This window comes from Inquilinus sp. KBS0705 (assembly GCA_005938025.2).
Lineage (GTDB): Bacteria > Bacteroidota > Bacteroidia > Sphingobacteriales > Sphingobacteriaceae > Mucilaginibacter.
Genome location: VCCI02000001.1, coordinates 741,993 through 758,446, shown reverse-complemented (window position 1 = coordinate 758,446; position 16,454 = coordinate 741,993). Strand labels below are relative to the sequence as shown.

Sequence of the window (16,454 nt, the reverse complement as noted above, 5' to 3'; positions counted from 1 at the left end):
GTTAACTTATTTCTTTAAAATCGCAACTATTACAGCAGCTATTGTTGTTAAGCCGGTACCTATACTAACCCATTGCTGTGCAGTTAACCCTTGCGTATCTTGCTTGGTCGGAACAAAAATTTCGGCTCCTTGTTTTACACTTGGATATACATTCCAAAAAAGAAATTTATGTGTGCTTTTTACCTTACCATTTGCGTATACAATGTAGGCTCGTTTTTTTAACGCTTTTTCCGAAAAACCGCCACCATTGTCAATATACTCTCTAAAGCTTTTCCCAGATTCAAACACTACCGTTACCGGCGATAACACTTCGCCAGATACGCGCACTGTTTGTAGCTGCTTTGGCACAAATAGTATATCGCCATCTTCAAGAAAAATATCATCTATACCGCCTGGTTTTGCCAAAATAGAGGGTAAATCAATCCCTACAAAATCGTTTTGAAGAGTTTCTTTTACAACCGCCGCACTTAATGTATCATTTGCATCTTTTTGTAATTTTAATAGTGCGTCAAGCTTTTGCTGTTCTATCTCTTTAGCCAATTTTGAACCTGTATCACCACCTGCTCTTTTTAATGATGCACCTTCAGGAAATGCCAGTGCCGTTAATCCTCCGGCTCTTTTAATAACATCTGATATCCTTTCGTTCTTTTTAATTATTGTATAATTACCAGAATATAGTACCTCACCGGTAACACTAATTATTTTTTGTGTTTCGTATCCCGGAGCCGACCTAACGGAAACTATGTCAAAAGGTTGCAGTATAAAACCTGCGTCGGTTTTGCTAAGATCCTTATTCACGTCTCTTGTGAAAACGTCAGCAATTTGTGAGCTCGTTGAATTTGCATCAGCATTTCTTACACGGCGTGCAATTTCAATACGCTGTGGCGTTGCCGACTCCTGAAAACCGCCTGCTTTAATAATTAATTCTTCCAGGCTCATGTTTTCAGAGTAACTGAACTCACCGGGTGTCCTAACCTGCCCATTTATTTGAACTTTGTATTGCTCCTTTAAATCAAATATAGAAGAGATGTTAATATAGTCTTCTCGTTGTAAAGGAATATCAGCAGCTTGCCCACTAACAATTTTGCCTACATCAAATGATACTAACTCTGTATTTAAATCGCTTGTTAAACGGGTTATATATCCCCTGCTTTTAAAAGCGTCCTCTTTTAGGCCGTTGGCTTTTTTTATTAAAGCTTTAAGCGTTAAGCCTGGTTCTAATTCGTACTGGCCCGGCCTATAAACCGCACCGTCAATTGTAACCCGGTTTTCATAACGATCTAATATTACATCTACATAATATTTGTCACCGCTTTGCGGTATATAAGTGGCAAACTGATCGCTTGTGACATCATTTACTTTACGCTCGGTAGGCGTGTTCTTTAATACTTTTATTCGTGCTTTATAGGCATTTTCGGTAAAGTCACCTGCGTATTTTAATAGGGTGGCTAAGCTTTCATTACCTTTCACCTCATATATGGCGGGTCTTTTCACTTCACCTATCATCTCTACCCTTTTTTGATAAGGCGGAACATTTATTATATCCTGGTCGTGCAGGGTTATATTGTTTTTTAAATCTCCGTTTACCAAAAAGTCGTAAACATCTAATGTAGCTATTTTTTTACCCGACCGAATGATCTCAATATTTCTGAAAGATCCATTATCTGTTGGGCCGCCTGATGAGTATAAGGCATTAAAAACGGAGGCCAAGGATGGCAGTGTGTAAGTTCCTGGCCGCGTAACTTCGCCATTAACAATCACTTTAATGCTGCGTATATTACCCAATGCAATATTTAGCTTTACAGTACCATTATTTAAACCCGAATAGGCTGTTGATAGCTTTGATTTTATCTTTTTTGTAGCGCCGTCTATAGTTAAGCCCGCTACAGGTATAACGCCTGCAAAAGGTATAGTAATGGTACCCTCAGGCGTAACAGTTAACTGGTAACTTGCCTCAGAATAACCTGAAATATCAATTAATAACTGGTCTCCTGTACCAATCACATAGTTTAGGGGAGTTGCTAACCTTAAGTTAGGTTCGAATGTTGTACCCGAATTATTAAAAAGATCCTGACCAAATATTTTAGGTTTTAATTCCAATAAAGCATCACTCGCGGTTTTGGTAGTATCTGTTACCGGTGCCGGAGCTGTAGTACCAAAATCTACAGTTCTCGGTGCAGCTGTACCTGTTACAGCAGGAGTTGTAGTAGGCTTTACTGTTTGTGTTTTATTTTGTATTGCAGCAATACGGGCCTGCAGTTTTTGCACTTCCTGGGGTTTCATGCCCCGGGCTGCAGCTAATTGTGCAAGCTGATCCTGAGTCATTCCAGATGCCTGTGCTTGCTGCATGTATCGCATAATTTGTGCATCAGTAAGGTTATCTACTTGTATGGTGCTTAAATCTTGTGTGCTAACACTTTGAGCATGTGACAGTTGGGCAGATACTATACTTCCGAGGAAGAAGAATAGAATGAGTAACTTTTTGATATTCATCAATTGATCAGAATTATAATTTCGCAAAGATAGAATTCTTTATTAACGTACAATTCAACTTAACTTATTAATTAAAATTTATTTATTTCGTATCCGTTTCTTTATTAAGAATTCTATGTGAAAATACGCTTTGCATTAACTCAATTTCAAAACAATTATTGCGTATCAAGTAACGTAAGGTTCTCACAAATAAGTTAAATTATCATCACCTAGCCCTTGCCAAATTTAAGTCAAAAATCTTTCCCCGCATTAGCATTTCCTGACACCCCAAAAATTGTTGTCATGATTAAGGGTATAAATACCCTTGTTTTAAATTACAGGGTTACCTATAATTTTTTGCAGATTTTTGCAGCTCCCTGTATAACTTTTCGTTTTTTTTTGCACTTGCCTGGTCTACTAATATAAAAAAATAAATGATATAAAAAAGTAGTTTCCAGGTAATACAACTAAAACGTCTAAATTTATTCCATGATAAAACAGTTACTTGCTTGTACTCTTTTTGTTTTTGGATGGGCACTGGCCAATGCCCAGGCACCCGCTCAGCAAAAAATATTCACCTCAGATATCGACCATTTTTGGACCGCATTTGACAGTGTGCAAACCACTACCGATACTGCCAAAAAAATGGCCTTTATCCAATCCCTGTATATTGATAAAGGCAGCGTTGGTTTAAAGTCTTTTATGTTGACCCGTAATTACAACGCTAAGGTGTATCTTAACCTGATAAACAAGCTCCCGAAGTTTTGGGCATCGGTAAGGCCAAACACTTTAAAAGTACTCGGCAAATCGGCACAGATAGAAAAAAGCATTAAACTCTTTAAGATGCTTTACCCTGAATTGAAGGATGCCAAAATGTATTTTACCATTGGCGGCTTACGCTCGGGCGGAACTACCACCGGTGACATGGTACTGATAGGCACCGAAATTGCCGCGGCCGATGCCCAAACCGATGTATCCGAGTTTACCAGCAAATGGCTGCCCGGCGTGTTTAAGGTGCAATCGATTGATAATTTGGTGTATCTTAATGTGCACGAATATGTGCATACCCAGCAAATCGGCGAGGGCAATAACCTGTTGGCTATGGCTATTGCTGAGGGATCGTGCGACTTTATAGCCGAGTTGGTAACCAATAAGCCACTGCACCGCGACTACATTACTTATGGCCTGGCTTACGAAGCTACTGTACGGGATGATTTTAAAACGGATATGTTTGGTCGCAGTGCGGCCAATTGGCTGGGTAATGGCAGCAATGCCAAAACAATGGCCGACCTGGGCTATTTTATGGGTTACCAGCTGTGCAAGGCTTATTACAGCCAGGTAAAGGATAAGAAACAAGCCATAAAGGATATTATACAACTAAACTATGCCGACGATAAGGCCGTTGAAGCTTTTTTACAAACGTCTAAATACTACAAAGAGGGTTACGACAAGGAAGCCCTTACCCGGGCTTTAGCGGCTAAGCAGCCTTCCATCACAGGTATAGAACCATTTGCTAACGGCAATACATCGGTAGACAGCAACCTTACCGAAATGCTAATTAACTTCTCTGCCCCTATGGGCCCCGGTGTATCTATTAACTTTGGCAGATTTGGCAAAACCGGCTACCCGGTTACCGAATTCCCTGTGTTTACGGAGGACAAGAAAAACCTTATATTAAAAATAAAGCTGCAACCCGCGCACGAGTACGAATTTGAGATAACGACACGATCATTCGCATCTGCCGATGGGTATCCTTTAGATAAAAGCTATACAGTTTATTTTAAAACCAAGTAGTAAACGAGCAATTGTCATCCCGGAAGTTACCGGGATGACAAAGCAACTATGTGTGTCAGCCTTAGTTCTATACCATCTTCCCTGCTTTCTCCACCAAATTTTTGGTAGCGGTGGTGCCTGCATAATCATCAAGGTATTTGGCATCCTTGGTATACATTTTAAGCAGGCCGCCTTCGTACTCAATACTCACCCAACCCTTAAAGCCCGATTGCTTGATGATCTTAAACATATGCACAAAATCGGTTTCGGTATCGTTGCCATCAGCATCAAAGGTGTGGGTTTTGGCATGCACGCCTTTAGCAAACGGCATCAGCTCGGCTATACCTTTGTATCTGTCATACTCTTCTACACAATGGGTTTTCATATAGCCGGCAATATCATTAGTTTCGGGTTTGGTGCGGTTGATGCAGAAGTTGCCAAAATCGGCCAGTACACCGCAATGTTTGCTGTTTACCTGCTTCATCACCCCGGCAAGCCAAGCGCCGTTGCATGATATACCTACATGGTTCTCTACTATCACATCTACGCCCTGTTTGCTGCCATATTCAATCAAATGGCCCAAGCTATCAACCGCGGCTTTGGCTACGGCTGTGGGGTCGCCATCGCCCTCTACGTTCACCCTTATCATGGGGCAACCCAGGGTGGCGGCGGCGTCTATCCATTTATGGTGGTTATCCACTGCTTTCATGCGTACGGTGTCGTTCAGGTCGCCTAAAACGCCTTCGCCATCTATCATAATGCGCAGGTTATAGGTGCCGGCATCGGCCGACCGCTGTTTTAATTCCTTTAAAAAGGTTTGGTCTTTAGCTTTATCGGCAAAAAACATCGAGCAGTAATCAAGCCCGGTAATACCCAGTTCTTTTGTTTTGGCCGGGAAATCGAGCGGCTTTAGTTGCTGTGTCCAAAACTGGCTGGCAAAGGAGAATTGCGACAAGGCTAACTTAAAAAACAATTCCTTTTTTGCTTCCGCGTATAAAAATTCGGGTAAGGCAGCTGCTAAACCCAGGCCCGCCGCCCCTATAGCGGTTTGCCTGATAAAGCTTCTTCTGTTGGTTTTCATCAATAATTGGTTTATGGTTTTATGCTATCGGTTAGTTTACAGCAATATATAAACTATAATTTATTATTTAGTAAATTTTACTAAATAAGTTTTATAACTACATTATTCCCCGTCAGAATACTATTTTTGAGCATGCATACCGATGCCGATCTTGAAGATTTTATATTAAACGGACATAAGTACTATGTGCCCCATGTAAGTATTGATTGCGCCATATTTGGTTATCACCAGCAGCAGTTAAAGCTGTTATTGATAAAACATGCGGTAATTGACGGCTGGTGCCTACCCGGCGGTTATATTAAGCGCACCGAAAAATTGGTTGAAGCCGCCGCCCGCAACGTAAGGGAACGTACAGGTGTGGATAATCTGTTTTTACAGCAGTTTAAAACCTTTGGCGACCCGGGCCGCGCCAGGTTTGAGGAGTTTGATAACGAAAGGTGGTTTAAAATAACCGGTGTGCGAATAGCAAAAGATAACTGGCTGATAGACCAAACCATATCCGTAGGGTTTTACGCGATAACTGATTTTTCGGAAACGGAACTGAAACTGGATAAGATGGTGACCGCCTGCGACTGGTTTGATATGGACAGCCTGCCCAAACTGGAGTTTGACCATGATGAGATGGTGAAAGAAGCGCTGCATACTATGCGGGTGCAGCTATACCACTACCCTATTGGTTATAACATGCTGCCCGAAAAATTCACTCTTACCGAGATACATGCCTTATACGAAACGCTGCTGGGCAAAAAACTCGACATTAGTAACTTCCCAAAAAAGCTGATGGCACTGGGCCTGCTAAAAAAGCTGGATGAAAAACGCAACATTGGCCCCCACCGCTCGCCGCATTTGTATAGTTTTGATAAGGCAGCTTATGGTAATGCGCTTAAAAACGGTATCGTATTAAGCTAAAAAAAAGAACCCGATACGCCTAAACGTACCGGGGCCCTCATTAAAAAATAAACCAAAACCTAGGTGTTTATGGCACCTATTTTCTTCAATAACTTGCGGTTTTCGCGCTTGTGTATAAACCTGTGCACTATGGCATAAATAACAGGTAATATTAATAAGGTAAGTATGGTAGAAGTTATTAAACCACCTATTACCACTACAGCCAGGGGCTTCTGTGTTTCGGAACCAATACCTGTTGATACCGCTGCCGGCATTAGGCCTATGGCGGCCATCAAAGCGGTCATTACCACGGGGCGCACACGGGATATTACCCCGGTTAATATGGCCTCGTTTAAATGCAGCCCATCCTGCAGGTTTTTACGGAATACCGATATCAGTATCACCCCGTTTTGTATACACACCCCAAACAGGGCTATAAAACCAATACCTGCCGATATACTAAAGTTGATGCCGGTAATATGCAGGGCCAGTATACCCCCTATCAGCGCGAACGGTACATTCATGATAACCAGCGTGGCATCTTTAGCATTGCCAAAGGTTACGTACAATATCAAAAATATCACCAGTAAACATATAGGCACTACGTGGGCCAGTGTGTTTGATGCCCGTATCTGGTTCTCAAACTCGCCGTTCCAAGTAAAGGCGTAACCGCGGTCCAGCTTAACTTTTTGGTTTACCTTTTGCTGCGCTTCGGCAATGGTACTACCCAAATCGCGGCCACGTACCGAGAATTTTACGGCAATGTAGCGTGTATTATTATCCCTGAAGATAAACGCGGGGCCGGTGAGTTCCTTAATGGTAGATATCTCTTTGATAGATATTTTAGACCCGTTTAAAGTAGGCACCATCAGGTTCTCCACCTTCTCCTGCGTGTCGCGGTATTGCTTTTGGTAGCGTACACGTATGTCAAACTTACGTTCGCCCTCGTATAATTGTGTGGCGGCTTTACCACCTATTGCCAGTTCAATAACAGCGTTGGCATCGGCGGTGCTTACGCCATACAGGGCCATTTTACGCTGATCAAGCTCTATCCTAAACTCGGGCTGGCCAAGGTTACGCAGTACACCAAGGTCATCAACACCTTTAATGCCTTTTAAAACATTCATAACCTGGTCGGCCTTTTTATCCAGCTCCTGAAAATCAGGGCCAAATATTTTTACCGCCATGCTGGCGTTTACCCCGGCTACAGCCTCGTCAACGTTATCGCGTATGGGTTGCGAGTAGTTAAATACTATACCCGGTAATTTGCGCAACTGCTGGTCCATCTGGTCTATCAGCTGTTCTTCGCTTAAGCCTTTGCGCCATTCATTTTTCTTTTTCAGGTCTACCTGTATCTGCACATCAAAGAAACCCTTAGGGTCGGTACCATCGTTGGTACGGCCCACCTGTGCCAGCGTTTGCTTCACTTCGGGGAATTTCTCCAGTATCTGCATCATTTTTTGGTTGATGGTTTCGGCCTGGGTAAGCGATACGCTCATCGGCAGTTCGGCCTCTACCCAAAGGGCCCCCTCGTTCAACTCGGGTAAAAATTCGGTACCCAAAAACTTGGCCGAGAAAAACGTGATAGCCATAAAGCTAAAGGCGATGATCAGACTCAGCTTTTGGTTTTTATAGGTAAAGCCAAACATTTTGCGGATACCTTCTTCAAAAAAGATAACTACCGGGTTGTGCTTTTCTTTAACGTTCTTTTTTAACAGTATGCTTGATAATGCCGGCACCAGCGTAAGCGTGAACAGTAAGGCACCCAATAAGGCAAAGCCGAGTGTATACGCCAATGGCGAAAACATTTTACCCTCTACCTTTTGAAAGGCGAAAATGGGTATTAAACAGGTAATGATGATCAGTTTAGAGAAGAAGATAGCCTTACCCATCTCGGCACCTACATTTTTAAACAAGCCCAGCTTAGCCAGCCCGTTAAACTTTTGCATGCCAACTTCTTTGGCGCGGTGGTCAAGGGCTACAAATATCCCCTCTACCATCACCACGGCGCCATCTATGATGATACCGAAGTCAACCGCCCCCATCGATAGTAAGTTGGCTGTCATCCCCTTAATACGCATACATATAAAGGCAAACAGCAGTGCAAGTGGTATGATAATGGCCACCGTAAGCGTAGTACGCCAGTCGGCCATAAAAAGGAACACGATAACGGTTACCAGCACAATACCTTCTAACAAGTTATGTATAACCGTTTCGGTACAAAAATCCATCAAGTTGGTACGGTCGTAAAAGGTATCAATCTTCACATCGCTCGGCAATATGGTCGAGTTTAACTCGGTTACCTTGGCGCGTATGCGGTCAAGTACCTCGGCAGGGTTCTCACCTTTACGCATTACTATAATACCCTCAATAACATCCTTTTGCCGGTCGCGGCTCACCTGCCCTAACCTGGGCAGTCCGCTTTCTTTTATATCGGCCACATTGCGCGCCAGTATAGGCACGTTGTTAACGTTTTTAATAATGATGTTCTCTATCTCGCTGATGTTGTTTATCAAACCTATACCACGCACTACAAAGGCCTGGTCGTTCTTCTCTATTACATCGCCGCCCACGTTAATGTTACTACGGTTAATGGCGTTGTACACATCAAGCGATGTTAAGCCGTATTTTTGCAATAAAGATGGGTTAACACTTACCTCGTAAGTTTTTTCCTCGCCGCCAAAGCTGTTTACATCGGCAACACCCTGTATAGATTTAAACTGACGGTCGAGCACCCAATCCTGTATAGCGGTTAACTCGTGCAGCGATTTGGTTTTGCTTTTTAGCGTATAGCGGTAAATTTCGCCGGTTGGGCCATAAGGCGGCTCTACCTCGGGTTTCACCCCGTCGGGCAGGTCGGCATTACCCAGGCGGCTTAATACCTGCTGGCGGGCAAAGGCGTCGTCTACATCATCATCAAAAATAATGCGAACGTATGAGAGGCCGAATGATGAGGTGGTACGCAGGTTTGCCTTTTTTTGTACCGAGTTTAATACGGTCTCTATAGGTATGGTTATCATCTTCTCCACCTCTTCGGCGCTGCGGCCCGGCCACTGGGCTATAATGATGATCTGTGTGTTGGTAACATCCGGGAAGGTTTCAATTGGCGTATTTAAATAACTCCAAACCCCCAGCACGGCCAGCACCCCGGTTAAAAAGAATACCATTGCCCGGTGCCTGAGCGAAAAGTATATAATATTTTTAATTAGCTTATCCATTTTGTTGTATAAAATAGTAATGTATCAAAGGCTTATTTACAGCCTGTAAATCGTATCTGCGTGTAAAAAGCTTATTCTTCGGTTAATGCGTTGTAAAGCATTAGCTGGCTTTTTGATACCACCTTATCGCCGGGTTTAAGGCCCGATGCGATGTAGGTAACGTCATCAACCGTTTTTATTACGCTTACTTCGTGCACCTGCAAATCGCATTTACTATTGTATACGATCACATAATTTTTGCTGTTATCAAATATCACCGCCGATGCAGGTATAGCTACCGAGCTGGCGTTTTCTTTATTAGTGATGAGCACATTGGTAAACATTTCGGGCTTTAATAGCATATCGTTGTTATTTAGGGCTATACGCACTTTCATCACCTTGTTATCAGGATCAAGCACCGAGCTTATCTCGTCAACGTTACCGTTAAACACCTTATCCGGGTAGGCCAGCGTAGTGATCTTAGCATCGTAGCCTTTTTTTATTTTTGATATGTCGCTTTCAAACACGTTTGCCCATATCCATACATCCTTCATATCAGATATAGTGAACAGGCTGTTGCTGTTATCAGGGCGGATGAAGTTACCGGCCGATATATTTTTCTCCACCACGTAACCGCTGCCGGGTGCCTTAATAACCAGTGTGCCGCTGGCGCTGGTATTGCCACCACCGTTAATGGCTATTTGGTCGCGTACTTTGCTGTTGGCGGCTACCGCTTTGTTATAATTCTCTTTAGCCTCCGTATAGTCGCGCTCGCTGCTTATACCGTTTTTGTACAGGTATTCGGCTTGCTCTAACTGGCGTTTGCTGATAGACAGGTCGGCCTTGGTTGAGGTAAGGTCGGTATAGTTACCGGCAACATCGGCGCTGCGTATTACGGCAAGTGTTTGGCCCTTGCTTACCTTATCGCCTAAGGATACCTTAACCTCCATAACCTGCCCGCTTGCAAACGGGAACACTTTTACCACCTTGTTCTCGTCAAACGATACCTCTCCCGACAACGCAAGCTCGTCTTTCATAGGCGTGGTTTTGGCGGTGTCTATCTTCACCATTTTAGCCAACGAGTCGCTGATGCAAACTTGCTTGCTTTCCATGGTGCCGGTTTTTTCCTGCTGGCAGGATGCCAGGCCCAAAAGGCCCGCTATGCCAATATATAATGCTTTATTTTTCATTTTATGTGCTTGATATTTTATGCTGATGATTAAAGTGGGTTAATAACGGTGCTGCCAACCGCGTAATTCAAGTCGGCTATGGCTTTTTGCAGGTTAACCTGCTGCTGTAATATTTTTAGTTTGGTATCGCGGTACGAGTCGAAAAAGTCGATAAACTCCTGCAGGCCTATCTGCTTTTGCTGAAAGCTTTTCAGCATGCTTTTATACAACTGGTCGTACTTGTTGTAAAAGTCGGTTTCGCTGGTGCCCAGCAGTTGTTTGCTAATGTTGTATTGGTTTACGGCAGCGTACACATCGTTCTTCACCTGCACTTCGCTGTTCTTTAACACAAACTCCTGGCTTTGTGCCGATAGCCTGGCATTTTTGATATTGCCCTGGTTGCGGTTTAAAAATGGCAGCGGCAGGCTTATCTCTAAACCCACATAGTTGCGGGCATAGCTGCTGTTTTGGTCGTAGGTGGCGCCTATGGTAACATCAGGCACGGCCATTGCCTTTTGCAAGGCAAGGCTGTGATTGTTCTGATCTAACAAATAACGATTGGCCAAATAATCGCCACGTGTATTTTTAGCCTGGTCGGCCAATACGGCGGCGTTTAGGGTGGTATCGCTGTTTGTAAACGTTATTATAGGGGCTATAAATTTTGCCGGGTCGGTTACCAGCAATGTCTTTAATTCGCTTTGCAGATCGTTAAGCTGGCCATCAATAGCTACCAGGTCGTTTTGTAAACCAAAGAGCAATGCCTTTAAACGGATTACATCTTTTAACGAGTTATTACCTGCTTTGTACGATTTATCAATAGCATCAACCATATACGTGGCCGAGGCTATCTCGGTAAGGTACACTTTGCGCTGGTCGGCCAAGTTGGCTACCTGTGCAAAATCGAGCAGCAAGTTATAGTGCAGGTTGCGCAACAGATCGTTAAACTGCGCCTGCTGTATCTGCACACCATCGTTGGCAATGGCTATTTGCTTGCCGCGTTTGCCGGCTGTTTTAATTAATTGGCTTAGTTGTACCAGTACCTGCCCGTTGTTGCCGCTATGGTCAAAATATTTGTGGGTGGCATCGGTTATGTTTTGGTCGGTGCTTAAAACGGGATTGTCCCAAAGTTTGGCTTGTTGTACCAAGGCGCCGGCTGCATCAACATTATATTTTTGGGCAAGCAGGCTAAGGTTATTGTCAAGGAAAGTTTTTTCGGCCTCTTTAAAGGTAATTTTAAGGGTATCGGTTTGGGCAAAAGCACCTGTATGCGCCGCTGCAACCAACACCAGAAGTAAAAGCAATATTCGAAATTTGTTAGTCATGAGTACATTAGTATTGATAGCACCAAAACTATTGTACCCGTATTAGAGGCAGATTAGAACGAAATTAGATTTGCATTAGAATTTGAGCGGGTGCCCTATCTCTTTAAAAATTTAACTACAAAGGCACTTCCCCTGCGGCCATCAGATACCACCTCGATAGTACCTTTAAATAGCTCAATGATCTTGCTGGTGATATACAACCCTATACCGCTGCCTGCTATGGCCTTATCCTTATTAGCCCTAAAAAACGGCTGAAATATCTTTTCGACGTTCGTTTTACTAATGCCGGGGCCCTTATCGGTAACGGCTAACATAATATGGTTAGCGGTAGCCTCAAAGCTTAGCGTAACGGGCTGCGGTTCGGAGTATTTAAAGGCGTTATCAATAATGTTATTTAAGGCGATGTACAGCATTTGCTTATTGGCGGGCAGGGTAAGCAGCTGCTCATCTTCGGGCAGGTCGGCTAATTGTATTTTGAGCATGCCGGGGCCTTTTTTGGCTGTCCATTGCTCTTCCAGTTCCCATATCAATTCATCAACCCTCACCGGCGATAGCTTGGCTTGGGTGTAGTTAAGGTCTACCTGTGCCAGTTCCATCAGGCTGGTAATGGTTTCCTGCAGGCGGGCACCATCATGGGCTATTGACGATAGCACACGCTTATATTCTTTCGGATCGCGGCTTTTTTCTAATGCCACATCTACCTCACCCATAATACTGGTGAGTGGGGTGCGCAGCTCGTGCGATGCATTGGCCACAAAGGTTTGCTGCAACTCAAAAGCGTTTTGCAGGTGTGCCAGTAGTTGGTTAAAGTTGTCTATCAGCTCGGCTATCTCATCCTTACTTTTTACCTGGCTTACCCGCAGGTGTAGGTTGCTTGACCGTATGTTTCGTATCTGCGAAATGATCTTATCAACCGGCGATAACGCCTTTTGAGCGAAGACCCGCCCTGCTAAAAACAAACCAGTGCCAAATATTATAAATAGCACAATGGTTATTTTGCCCAGCATAACCAACCGCCGCTCGGAGTTTTCGTCGACTGCCGAGGCCAGTATAACAAAGGTACCCTGGTTGTCTTTATACAGCTTACCCACTACTTTGCGGTCGCCTTCTTCGTATTGTACCGCCCCTTCTTTGCGCACCTGGTTAATGATATCTTTCGACCAGTAAATATTGTGCTTCATTTTAAAGGCCGACATATTGTTACTGTCGTAGATGCGTATCACCTCGTAAGGCAGTTTCTCCAGGTATTTTTGCTGTATTTGCAGCATCGAATCGGCGGCCAATTCATCTGCCTTTAAATATAGCTGCGATGCCAGGTTGGTGCGGTCGGTTAGGCGGTTGTAAAAATCGGCGGTAAAAAACGAGAAAACGGCAATATATACCGCAACCAAAACCAATAGCAGTGCCCCCGAACTAATAAGGGTAAAATATAAGGATAGCCGGGTTTTTATTTTCATAACGCAGTTAGTCCTTAAGAATGTACCCCATGCCTATTACCGTATGAATAAGCTTTTTATCAAACCCTTTTTGAATTTTGTTGCGCAGGTAGTTTACGTATACATCTACCATATTGGTGCCGGTATCGAAATTTATACCCCATACCCGCTCCATAATAAACTCGCGCGATAGTAGCTTGCCCGGGTTTTTAATAAACAGTTCAAGCAAACTGTATTCTTTGGCGGTAAGGCTTATTTGTACCCCTTCGCGTTCGGCTGTTTTGTCCCAGGTGTTTAATTTAAGGCCGCCAAAGCTTAGTATGTGACTATCACCTTCAGCGAGTTTTTTACGGCGCAACAGGGCCTCTATACGGGCCAGCAGTTCGTTAAAGTGGAAGGGCTTTACCAAATAATCGTCGGCACCGGAATGCAGGCCATTCACCTTATCATCTATGGTGCCTAAGGCGCTTAGCATTAACACGGGCACCTGTGGCTGCTGTCTGCGCAATTCGCGGCAAATTTCAATGCCGGTCATATCGGGCAGCATTACATCCAGTATCACCAGGTTATAATCGGTTTGGGCTAATGCGGCTAAGGCATCGGCACCACTCTCAAAAACATCTACCCCGTATTTATGCTCGGTAAGCCCTTTTTTTATAAACGCCGAAACTTTGTCTTCATCCTCAACCAGGCAAATGTTATTCATATACAGCGGGCAAATTTATAAGCCAAATTTACAGATTTACAAGCAATCACTTAAAACTCTTATTTACCACATTGATCAGGTATTCTTTTTTATCATCAGAATACTCCCAAAACATTACGCCCGCCATGTTGTGCTTCATCACGTAATAGCACTTTTGCTTAATGCTCCATTCATCATCGTAGGTAATAAACTGTTTGGTGGTGGCATTAAAAATATAGGGTGCATCGGCATTGCGGTCTCGGTAGTATTTAAATGCTTTGTTCGATAGGATACTGTCCTTAATGTAAGTATAGCCCCCTGCCCGCATGCGGCCGTCGGTTTTAACGCCAAGCGGCGCTTTAATAATGTCGGGTACGCGGTTGCTTCGCCCATAAAAAGCCATTCCCATAACCAGTTTTTCTACCGGTACGCCGGCTTCTACAAAATCGGTTACCGCCCTGTCGGCGTAATTGGCTGTCTCGTATATTTTTGATCCGTACAGGCTGGTATGGTGCACTGCTATGCCCAGGCTATCCTGCGAGTAATCATAGGTCATCAAATTAATATAATCCAGGTAGCGCTGCACTTTATCCATTTCGGTATTGCGCAAAAAGCGTTTAAAGCCCCCTACAGCGGCAGTAAGCAGCATTTTTTTGCCGGTAACACGTTCTACCTCGTCCAATTCGTTGCGCAGCGCCTCAAACATCAGGGTAAAGTTGCGTTTATCTGCCGGGCGAAAAACGTTGCCATCGCCTATATCATTGGGGTACTCCCAGTCAATATCTACCCCATCCAATTGATAAGTACGCACTATATCGGCAGCGCTGGCGGCAAATGCTCTGCGAGCTGTATCAGTAAGTACTGCGTCCGAAAAATTTTTGCTCCACTTCCATCCGCCTATTGATATTAATATCTTCAAGTCGGGATTTACCTTTTTTAACTTACGCAGTATCCTGAAGTTAACCGTATCGGTTTTGCGATGGGTTAAAAAGGCGCGGTTGTTTTGCACATCAACAAAAGCGTAATTAATGTGTGTTAACTTTTCGGCATGCACCATACTGGTATCAATTAAGCCGCGGTAGCCGCCTACGTAGCCAATAATTACGGGTTTAGGGCGCTTGGGTTTAAAAGCCGGCGCGGGCTTTACCATTGCCATTAAAAAGGGGACACAAAGCAGCAGGCCTGCTACGGCAGCGCAGCTTTTTAGTATTGCGGGTTTATTCATTAGTTTATATCAGGTTTAGGTTACTGATCAAATAGTTAGTCGTAAGTGCTTTTTTTCCATTAATCCTACCAGCCATATCAGTATAAAAGCAGTAGCAAACGACCGCAATATACCTACTATGCCTATGGTTAAAAATGCAGGATATTCCACATGAAAAAGCTGCAGTAAATATACCTGAAAGTACGGCATTAAGTAACAGGTAAGTGTGCTGGTACCGGCAGGGCGTATCCAGCTGAACAGGTCTTTTTTGCCGCGCATATCTACCAGGTATACCAATATTTCGAACACCAATATGGCTATGCCCGCGCAAATAAACACCCATGCCGGGGTAGATCGTATTTTAGATATACCCTGTGTATAGGGGCGTATGATAAGCCCGGCAACGATAAGGCCTGCACCTATAGCGGTAAATATGGCCCAAATGCGCTGCGTTTTACCAAGCTCCACCAGCCTTGAATATATTTTTGACACAATTACGCCGCTCATTACCAAAGCTGCCGATGCGCCATCGCTGATAACCCACAGCCTGCCTTTTGAAACAAGTGTATGAAAGATAATATTGATGATGACCAGCACCGCCCAGCAAATAATAAGCGTACTAAGATTGCCTTTCGCCAGGTAATACACCATCGCACATACTAAATAAGCCCAGCCAATGATACCCAATATGCCCCACCAGGATGGCCGCATACCATGCGGAATTTCGTCATCGCCGCCTTTATAAACTACGGCCATGGCCAGCAGCAGTACTACACCTAATGTAATTAAGCTGTAGCGGGTTAGTTTTGCAATTGTAGCGGGATAATCCAGCCAAATTAAAAAGAAGGCTATGGTTATAGTAAGCGCCCAAACCGCTTTAGGAAGTATAGCGGTAGCAGAATAGGTTTCCATATTTACATGAAACAGCCCCATTATAAGCAACGCCGCGGCACGGGTAAGTATATACGTGATGATCTGTTTATTGCTTTCGCCTTTTTTAACGCGGTTATTAATGGCAAAAGGCAAGGATAGCCCCACTATTACCAAAAAGCCGGGGAAAATGATATCGGCAAAGCCCAGCGCATCCTGCCATTTTTTGGCATGGTCTACCCATACAGGCAGTCCCTTTACCTCGCCTACATCATTCACAAAGATCATAAAAAACATGGTGACGGCGCGTAGCACATCAACAGATAACAGGCGTTTAGGTAATTGCTGCATGTATGG

At 43.9% G+C, this 16,454-nt stretch carries 11 protein-coding genes; 2 read left to right on the top strand and 9 right to left on the bottom strand.

Annotation, left to right across the window (positions count from 1 at the left end; translation table 11 throughout):
* Positions 1–6 precede the first annotated feature (6 nt).
* The gene (locus tag FFF34_003445; protein TSD66471.1) at positions 7–2,493 is read right to left on the bottom strand and encodes a capsule biosynthesis protein; all 2,487 of its coding nucleotides are present in this window, start codon (positions 2,491–2,493) and stop codon (positions 7–9) included.
* A 468-nt stretch (positions 2,494–2,961) separates the two neighbouring features.
* Between FFF34_003445 and FFF34_003440 the strand changes: the two genes are divergently transcribed.
* Positions 2,962–4,266 (top strand): hypothetical protein, encoded by a 1,305-nt coding sequence (locus tag FFF34_003440; protein TSD66470.1) that lies wholly within the window; start codon positions 2,962–2,964, stop codon positions 4,264–4,266.
* A 67-nt stretch (positions 4,267–4,333) separates the two neighbouring features.
* Here the strand turns inward: FFF34_003440 and FFF34_003435 are convergent, their stop codons facing one another.
* Positions 4,334–5,326 (bottom strand): sugar phosphate isomerase/epimerase, encoded by a 993-nt coding sequence (locus FFF34_003435; GenBank protein TSD66469.1) that lies wholly within the window; start codon positions 5,324–5,326, stop codon positions 4,334–4,336.
* Positions 5,327–5,458: 132 nt separating this feature from the next.
* On the opposite strand from FFF34_003435, the gene FFF34_003430 reads away from it, so the two are divergent.
* Positions 5,459–6,235: an NUDIX domain-containing protein gene (locus FFF34_003430; protein TSD66468.1), complete on the top strand. Its 777-nt coding sequence runs from the start codon at positions 5,459–5,461 to the stop codon at positions 6,233–6,235.
* Positions 6,236–6,294: 59 nt separating this feature from the next.
* Here FFF34_003430 and FFF34_003425 read toward each other — a convergent pair whose 3' ends face one another.
* The 7 genes from FFF34_003425 to FFF34_003395 all read right to left on the bottom strand — a co-directional run bounded on the left by FFF34_003425 (position 6,295) and on the right by FFF34_003395 (position 16,448).
* Positions 6,295–9,432: an efflux RND transporter permease subunit gene (locus tag FFF34_003425; protein ID TSD66467.1), complete on the bottom strand. Its 3,138-nt coding sequence runs from the start codon at positions 9,430–9,432 to the stop codon at positions 6,295–6,297.
* Between the two features lie 71 nt (positions 9,433–9,503).
* The gene (locus FFF34_003420; protein TSD66466.1) at positions 9,504–10,601 is read right to left on the bottom strand and encodes an efflux RND transporter periplasmic adaptor subunit; all 1,098 of its coding nucleotides are present in this window, start codon (positions 10,599–10,601) and stop codon (positions 9,504–9,506) included.
* 29 nt (positions 10,602–10,630) lie between these two features.
* Positions 10,631–11,902: a TolC family protein gene (locus FFF34_003415; GenBank protein ID TSD66465.1), complete on the bottom strand. Its 1,272-nt coding sequence runs from the start codon at positions 11,900–11,902 to the stop codon at positions 10,631–10,633.
* 95 nt (positions 11,903–11,997) lie between these two features.
* Positions 11,998–13,359: a HAMP domain-containing histidine kinase gene (locus FFF34_003410; GenBank protein TSD66464.1), complete on the bottom strand. Its 1,362-nt coding sequence runs from the start codon at positions 13,357–13,359 to the stop codon at positions 11,998–12,000.
* 7 nt (positions 13,360–13,366) lie between these two features.
* Positions 13,367–14,044, bottom strand: coding sequence for a response regulator transcription factor (locus tag FFF34_003405; protein ID TSD66463.1), 678 nt, complete (start codon positions 14,042–14,044; stop codon positions 13,367–13,369).
* Between the two features lie 46 nt (positions 14,045–14,090).
* A complete protein-coding gene (locus tag FFF34_003400; protein ID TSD66462.1) occupies positions 14,091–15,248 on the bottom strand; it encodes a glycoside hydrolase family 18 protein in 1,158 nt (385 codons plus the stop codon).
* A gap of 27 nt (positions 15,249–15,275) precedes the next feature.
* Positions 15,276–16,448 carry a DUF5009 domain-containing protein gene (locus FFF34_003395; GenBank protein TSD66461.1) on the bottom strand — a complete coding sequence of 391 codons (1,173 nt, stop codon included), beginning with the start codon at positions 16,446–16,448 and terminating at the stop codon, positions 15,276–15,278.
* Positions 16,449–16,454 lie beyond the last annotated feature (6 nt).

What these genes read in the sequence shown, in the direction of transcription:
- FFF34_003445 (TSD66471.1), bottom strand. Translation starts at nt 2,493, where the DNA reads ATGAATATCAAAAAGTTACTCATTCTATTCTTCTTCCTCGGAAGTATA.
- FFF34_003440 (TSD66470.1), top strand. Translation starts at nt 2,962, where the DNA reads ATGATAAAACAGTTACTTGCTTGTACTCTTTTTGTTTTTGGATGGGCA.
- FFF34_003435 (TSD66469.1), bottom strand. Translation starts at nt 5,326, where the DNA reads ATGAAAACCAACAGAAGAAGCTTTATCAGGCAAACCGCTATAGGGGCG.
- FFF34_003430 (TSD66468.1), top strand. Translation starts at nt 5,459, where the DNA reads ATGCATACCGATGCCGATCTTGAAGATTTTATATTAAACGGACATAAG.
- FFF34_003425 (TSD66467.1), bottom strand. Translation starts at nt 9,432, where the DNA reads ATGGATAAGCTAATTAAAAATATTATATACTTTTCGCTCAGGCACCGG.
- FFF34_003420 (TSD66466.1), bottom strand. Translation starts at nt 10,601, where the DNA reads ATGAAAAATAAAGCATTATATATTGGCATAGCGGGCCTTTTGGGCCTG.
- FFF34_003415 (TSD66465.1), bottom strand. Translation starts at nt 11,902, where the DNA reads ATGACTAACAAATTTCGAATATTGCTTTTACTTCTGGTGTTGGTTGCA.
- FFF34_003410 (TSD66464.1), bottom strand. Translation starts at nt 13,359, where the DNA reads ATGAAAATAAAAACCCGGCTATCCTTATATTTTACCCTTATTAGTTCG.
- FFF34_003405 (TSD66463.1), bottom strand. Translation starts at nt 14,044, where the DNA reads ATGAATAACATTTGCCTGGTTGAGGATGAAGACAAAGTTTCGGCGTTT.
- FFF34_003400 (TSD66462.1), bottom strand. Translation starts at nt 15,248, where the DNA reads ATGAATAAACCCGCAATACTAAAAAGCTGCGCTGCCGTAGCAGGCCTG.
- FFF34_003395 (TSD66461.1), bottom strand. Translation starts at nt 16,448, where the DNA reads ATGCAGCAATTACCTAAACGCCTGTTATCTGTTGATGTGCTACGCGCC.